The sequence below is a fragment of the Microbacterium sp. genome, assembly GCF_035554235.1.
Taxonomy (GTDB): domain Bacteria; phylum Actinomycetota; class Actinomycetes; order Actinomycetales; family Microbacteriaceae; genus Microbacterium.
This window is the reverse complement of the sequence record NZ_DATMIO010000021.1, coordinates 1-6564: the sequence shown is the minus strand read 5'-3', so window position 1 is coordinate 6564 and position 6564 is coordinate 1. Positions and strand designations below refer to the sequence as shown.

7 protein-coding genes are annotated in these 6564 nt (G+C 70.9%); 4 read left to right on the top strand and 3 right to left on the bottom strand.

Annotated elements, in window-relative coordinates; genetic code table 11:
* Positions 1–588 precede the first annotated feature (588 nt).
* From VNT50_RS01255 to VNT50_RS01245, 3 genes are all read left to right on the top strand, one after another.
* Positions 589–1467, top strand: coding sequence for an endonuclease domain-containing protein (locus VNT50_RS01255; protein WP_325483297.1), 879 nt, complete (start codon positions 589–591; stop codon positions 1465–1467).
* Between the two features lie 208 nt (positions 1468–1675).
* Positions 1676–2056 (top strand): VOC family protein, encoded by a 381-nt coding sequence (locus VNT50_RS01250; RefSeq protein ID WP_325483296.1) that lies wholly within the window; start codon positions 1676–1678, stop codon positions 2054–2056.
* 61 nt (positions 2057–2117) lie between these two features.
* Positions 2118–2594 carry a YbaK/EbsC family protein gene (locus VNT50_RS01245; RefSeq protein WP_325483295.1) on the top strand — a complete coding sequence of 159 codons (477 nt, stop codon included), beginning with the start codon at positions 2118–2120 and terminating at the stop codon, positions 2592–2594.
* A 29-nt stretch (positions 2595–2623) separates the two neighbouring features.
* On the opposite strand, the gene VNT50_RS01240 is transcribed toward VNT50_RS01245, so the two are convergent.
* The 3 genes from VNT50_RS01240 to VNT50_RS01230 all read right to left on the bottom strand — a co-directional run bounded on the left by VNT50_RS01240 (position 2624) and on the right by VNT50_RS01230 (position 5278).
* Entirely contained in the window at positions 2624–3868 is a 1245-nt protein-coding gene (locus VNT50_RS01240) for an MFS transporter (RefSeq protein WP_325483294.1), read from the bottom strand.
* Positions 3865–4449, bottom strand: coding sequence for a winged helix-turn-helix domain-containing protein (locus tag VNT50_RS01235; protein ID WP_325483293.1), 585 nt, complete (start codon positions 4447–4449; stop codon positions 3865–3867). Before VNT50_RS01235 ends, VNT50_RS01240 begins: the two co-directional genes overlap by 4 nt.
* Before the next feature lie 64 nt (positions 4450–4513).
* Positions 4514–5278 carry an IclR family transcriptional regulator gene (locus VNT50_RS01230; protein ID WP_325483298.1) on the bottom strand — a complete coding sequence of 255 codons (765 nt, stop codon included), beginning with the start codon at positions 5276–5278 and terminating at the stop codon, positions 4514–4516.
* A gap of 154 nt (positions 5279–5432) precedes the next feature.
* Here VNT50_RS01230 and VNT50_RS01225 point away from each other — a divergent pair.
* Positions 5433–6564 (top strand): aromatic amino acid lyase (locus tag VNT50_RS01225; protein ID WP_325483292.1); only part of this gene is annotated, 1132 nt, incomplete at its 3' end.

Here is a 6564-nt window from a genome sequence, read left to right as displayed (position 1 = left end):
CAGTGGCAGGCTCGCAGACATTGTGGTCCTCGTCGATCAGCCGCTCGCGTCTTCGTGGGGCGCGAGGCGTGTGCGTGTGCGATGCGCATCATCGCGACATCCCTTCTATTGCACCATTGCCCCGCCGATTGTTCAACGTCCCCGGCCGCAACTGAGCAGACTGCTCAGTGAGGGACATTCGGGCGGTCCGTGCGGTGGGCCTCTTGCCTTGCGGGGCCTGTCGCGCTCCTTCAGGAGCACGTCTCCCTTCTTCTCAGCCGCGATCTGCGTGCGGGATTCAGGATCGGTGGGGTTGAAGTCGACGAACACCCCGCGATCAGCGGCGCGCGGCCCCGTTGAGCCTGTATGCGGCACGCCCCCGCGTCCCCAACCCCGCTCTTCGACGCGGTCGGGGTCCCGGATTCAGGATCGCTGAGGTTGAAGTCGTCGAAAACTCGGCGATCAGCGGCGCGCGGCCTCGTTGAGCCTGTATGCGGCACGCCCGCGCGTCGTCAACCCCGCCTCCTCCCCATCGCCTCTGCGCGCGGCGCTGTCCCCAACCGCCGGATCGGCGTGCACGTGGGCGCCCTCTCCCGGCACGGTCGAAGGATGTTGATGCACGCCGGTCAGGTGCCCCTCGAAGTACTGCTGTTGCGGGCGGAAGGCGTGCTCGACCCGCTCTTTCGCACGAGGGACCTCCGCCTCGCGGGGCTGACCCGCCGCCAGATCATCGCAGCCGTTGACACCGGGTCGCTGCTGCGGACGCGGGTCGGCGTGTATCTGCCGGCCACGGCCTCCACCGAGGTCAAGTGTGCCGCCATGGTCGGCGGTCGTCTCGCCTGCGTCTCGGTGCTCGCGCGGATGGGGGTGTTCGTCCATTCGAAGGATGCTGTGCACGTGCATGTCCCACGCTCGGCGTCGAGACTTCGCAACTCGCCCCGGCGAGTGCGGTTGCACTGGGCGACGCTCCGCCGCGAGCCCCATCCCCAGTCCGCGCGGGTGGAGGTGATCGATGCGCTCATCCAGGCGACAAACTGTCAGCCGCCGCGTGCCGCCGTCGCAACCCTCGACTCCGCGTTGTACCTGCGGCTCATCGACGATTCCGATCTCGACGAGATCTTCGCGCATGTCACCGCTCGGCGCCGCGTGCTCCGACGGCACGTGAACGGCCGGGCGGAGTCGGGCCCCGAGACGCTCGTCCGGCTCATCGCTCGCGCCCTCGGGTTCGATGTGCACGTGCAGGCCGAGATCGACGGGGTCGGCCGCGTCGACCTCGTGCTCGATGGATGGCTCGTGATCGAGTGCGACTCGGAGGCCCACCACAGCGGCTGGATAGCCCAGAAGCGCGACCGCCGGCGGGATCTGGCCCTGGCGGCTCGTGGGTACTCCACGCTGCGGCCGATCGCCGAAGACATCATGTACCACCCGGAAGTCGTCGTCGCCGCCCTTCGGGGAGTCGCCGCGGCCGGGCGCCGACGTCCGAGCTGAGCCGAACCGGATTCAGGACGGCTGGGGCGGGATGAGCCTCAGGGGCCGAAAACACGGGGTGCCGGGCCGACTCAGCCTGAATCCGGCACGCGCCGGCGCAGCGCCCTCACCGATAGCAAGACGCCCGGGCAGCGCCTACCGGCCGACATGGGAGAGGAGTACCGTCTGCGCCAAGGGCGAAAACCACAGGAGGAAGTGGAGGGACACCATGTTCGAAGATGCGCGCGGCGCCGCCGTGATCGCGGCGTCCGATCTCGATCGGGCTCGATCGTTCTACGAGGGTGTGCTCGGGTTGACGGCCGAGGAGGTGCAGGAGGATGCCGGTGCGGTGTTCTACCGATTGGGCGGCGTGCCGGTGATGGTCTACCAGACCTCGTACGCGGGAACCGCGCAGAACACCGTCTTCGCCGTGGAGACCGACGACCTCGCCGGGGCCATGGCTGCGCTGCGCGAGAAGGGCGTGGTTTTCAAGGACTACGACTTTCCCGGGCTGACGACGGTCGACGGCGTGGCGGAGCTTCCCGGTGAGAGGGCGGCGTGGTTCGCCGACAGCGAAGGCAACATCCTCGCGCTGAACGAGAGGGTGTGATCCGGTCCCAAGCGAACGGGGGCCGACGCGGACGGCGCGCCCATCGTTCTAGGCTGGCGGGGTGAGCACAGCCCTCCCCGCACGCAGCCGTGTCGTCGCCGAGCGCCTCGTCGAGGCGGGCATTCCCGGAGAGATCGTCGTGCTTCCGGATGCCGCGGCCACGGCCGCTCTCGCGGCGGCCGCCCTCGGCGTCGAGGTCGGAGCCATCGCGAACAGCCTGGTGTTCTGGTCGGACGATGAGCCGCTGCTCGTCATGACCAGCGGCGCGCATCGCGTAGACACCGCCGCGCTCGCCGAGCGCCTTGGTCGTGGCGCGCTGCGGCGTGCCACACCGGAGCAGGTTCGGGATGCCACGGGCCAGGCGATCGGGGGAGTGGCGCCGACGGGGCATCCCGCGGCGCTCACGACGATCGTCGACCGCGACCTCGCGGCCTTCCCTGAGATCTGGGCAGCGGGCGGCACGCCGCACACGGTGTTCCCGATGACATTCGACCAGCTCGTCGCGCTGACCGGCGGGCGCGTCGCGCAGGTCGACTGACCGCGCGCAGTGCGGACGGCACGCGCACACTATCGGCGCAGCTGTGCGGCGTCCGCCGCTCCCTTCGCGATGAGCGGCGCGGTGGCGGGGTGCGGCAGCCAGAGCAGGGCGATCGCCCCGGCCACCACGTAGAGACCGCCCTGCACCTCCAGGAGCGGGACCAGACCGATCGGGCCGTCGGAGAATCCGGCGAGGAGGATCCCGGCGGCCTGGCCGAGCGCGCCGACCAGCCCGATCGCGGCGAACACGGCACCGCGCTGGCCGGCGGTGGACTCCTCCTGCAGCACGCTGATCAGCCCCGCGATCATGACGACACCGGGCGCGCCGACGGCGGCGAACAGCACGACGTACGGCCACAGGTCCGTCGTGATCGCGGGGAGGTTCCAGATCGCGAGCGAGAGCGCCCCGAACGCGAACAGGCTCGCCGTGGCGAGCACCCGCGGCGACGACCCTCGCGCGAGGAACCCGAGCACGAGACCGGCCACGATCGCGCCGACCGCTTGGATGCCGCGCAGCAGGCCGACATCGGCATCGGAGCCGTGTAGCGGACCGAACGCGAAGAGGACGAACAACACCAAGAACATGCCCTGGGCGATGCTGGAGACGAAGATCACGGCGTACGCGCCGCGAAGACGTGAAACGCGCAGCGCGGCGAGGAGCCCCTCGGGGGATCGTCCCGCGGCCGCACCGCGGGGGGAGCCGTTCACCGCAGGCAGGGTGGCGATGAGGGCGGCCGAGACGACGTAGGTGATCGCGTCGACGGCGACGATGACCCCGAGGTCTCCGACCGCGAGGAGCACGCCGCCGAGGGGCCCGCCGATGAGACGTCCGAGGTTCTGATTGAGGCCGATGAGGGCATTGGCCGAGACGAGTCGCTCTGTGTCGACAAGCTCCGGCAGAAGCGTGTTCTTGGCCGGCTCGAAGACCGCGCTGAGCGATGCGTGCACGACGATGACGGCGTACGCGATCGGAAGATCGCCAACGTCATTCACCCACAGCAGCGGCAGCAGGGCCAGCGCCTGACCGACGTTGAGGGCGACCATGAGCCACCGCCGGTCGAACCGCCCGACGAGGTGCGCGGCGAGCGGAGCGAGCACGACGGCCGGAACGAGCTCGAGCAGGAAGGCGATCGCCGTCCCCACCGCCGAGCCGGTGAGGTCGAAGACAACGAGGGGGAGGGCGATGAAAAGCAGCCAGTCGCCCGTTTCCGAGATCAGTCCGGCACCCCACAGGCGACGGAACGCGCGGATCGCGAAGGCGGTGCGCACGGTCATCTCGTCGCCTCGGCGAACGTCGGTCGAGGAAACGCCACCAGCGAGATGCTCGCGGCCGCCGCGTCGTCGGGCGCGTCATCCCGCGTCGCGGCGATGAACGGGCGGATGACCGCATCGACGCGTTCCACGATCGAACGAAGCTCGTCGGGCGTGACCCGCAGGCCGTATTGGGCGTGGGCATCGACGTTGCGCCACGGTCCCTCGATGCGGTCGCGGCGGCGAACGTGCTCGCGGGCGAGCTGGTAGTCGAGCAGCAGGGATGCCTCGACCATGGCCGTCGCGCTGGCGATCACCGCAGGATCCGTCGCCTCCGCGTCGAGGCTCAGACCCGTGATGGTGGCGCGCCAGGGGCGCTCCCGGCCATCCTCGGACGAAGTGGGCTCTACGAGGCCGTGCTTGGCCAGCACGCGCAGGTGATAGCTGGAGTTGGAAGGGGAATCATCCACCGCGCGCGCGCACTCCGATGCGGTCGCCGAACCGTGCGACATCAGGAAGCTGAGGAGGTCGAGGCGCACGGGGTGAGCGAGAGCGTCGAGTGCCGCCGGATCGGTGATCGTGCGCCGGACTTCGGGGGTGCTCATGACGTGGTCCAATCTGAAAGAGGATTTCAGAATAGGACGGCACGGAGAGATCTGCAAGACTCTTTCAGATTTCGGATGCTGACGGCCGAGCACCCCGGATGCGGCGGCCGAGCTCGGCCGCGACGGGCTCGACGAGAGCTGCCAGGGCCGCGGCATCCCGCTCGCCGGCGCTGGAGAAGGTGACCGCGATCGCCGCGATCGGCCAGCCCACGTGGTCGAGCACGGCCACGCCGACGGATGCGAGGCCGAGCGTCACCTCGTCGTCTTCGAGCGCGTAGCCGCGGTCGCGGGTCTCGCGGAGCACATCGCGCAGCTCACGCGGTCGCGCGGGACCCCGGCCCGTGCGGTCGGCGAAGGCCACAGCATCCGGATACAGCGCTCGCACCTGCTCGCGGGGGAGCGCAGCGAGCATCGACCGGCCCGACGCCGTGAGGTGGGCGGGCAGTCGCACGCCGACGTCGGTCACGAGAGCCGGGCGGCGCGGTGCGCGCTCCTCGACGATGTAGAGCACGTCGCGCCCCGTCATCACGGCGAGGTGGCCGCTCTCGCCCACGCGGTCGACCAGATCGGCGAGCAGCGTTCGGCCGAGCCGGGCGAGGGGCTCCTGCCGGGCGTAGCCGCCGCCCAGCTCGAAGGCCGCGACGCCGAGCCCCCAGCGTCGCTCGACGGGCAGATGCACCACGAACCCATGCTCCTCGAGCGTCGCGAGCAGGTGGTAGAGGCTCGAGCGCGGGATGCCGAGCGCACCGGCGACGGTGCTCGCGGCGACCGGCCCGCGCTGCCGCGCCAGGAACGACAGGATGCGGAGCGCCTGGTCGGCCGCAGGCACTTGCGGTCGCGGGGCGGGGCCGGATGCGGTGACGGCCGCGGGCGCGGAGCCCGCACCGACCACGGATCTCGCGGGCGTCGCTTTGTCTGGAATCACAGACACAGGATGGCACCGACCCCTCGCGCGTGCGAGCCCGCGGGTGTGGAATCGAGCCATGGCCACCGTCAGCCCTCCCTCCGTCACGGCACGCCGCGGCAGCGCCGATGCCGTCGTCGTGGGCGTTGCACCCCTGCGCCCGCACGACGTCGTCGCCGTCGCCCGATACGGCGCGCGCGTCGCGGTCGATCCCTCGGCGATGGAGCGTGTCGCCGCATCCCGCACCCTCGTCGAGTCGCTCGCATCCGATCCCGAGCCGCACTACGGCATCTCCACGGGGTTCGGCGCGCTCGCCACGACCTTCATCGCCGGGGACCGGCGCGCCCAGCTGCAGGCGAGCCTGATCCGCTCGCATGCGGCGGGAACGGGCGCCGAGGTCGAGGGCGAGGTGGTGCGCGCGATGCAGCTGCTGAGGCTGCAGACCCTCGCGACGGGTCACACGGGCGCGCGCTCCGTGGTCGTCGAGACCTACGCGGCGATGCTCAACGCGGACATTACGCCGATCGTGCGCGAGTACGGGTCACTCGGCTGCTCGGGAGACCTCGCCCCGCTGGCGCATATCGCCCTCGCGGCGATGGGGGAATCCGACGTGAGGGTGATGGACCACGCGACCGGCTCGGGGACACGGGTCGGCGCGGCCGATGCCCTCGCCGCCGCGGGCATCCCCCCGCTCGTCCTCCGGGAGAAGGAGGGCCTCGCCCTTATCAACGGCACCGACGGCATGCTCGGGATGCTGCTGCTCGCGCTCCACGACCTGTCGATGCTGCTCGAGGTGGCCGACGTCGCCGCCGCCATGTCGATCGAGAGCCAGCTCGGCACCGACGCGGTCTTCGCGGCCGACCTCATGGCGCTCCGCCCGCACGTGGGGCAGGCGGCATCCGCGGCCAACCTGCGTTCGTTCCTCGCGGGCTCGGCGATCGTCGCGAGCCACCACGACCCGGCGGTGTGCACGCGCGTGCAGGACGCGTACTCGCTGAGGTGCTCGTCGCAGGTGCACGGCGCCGCCCGCGACACCGTGGACCACGCGGCGACGATCGCGTCGCGCGAGCTCGCGAGCGCGGTCGACAACCCCGTGATCACCGACGACGGCCGCGTGGAGTCGAACGGGAACTTCCACGGCGCCCCCGTCGCCTATGTGCTCGACTTCCTCGCGATCGCCGTGGCCGATGTCGCCTCGATCTCGGAGCGCC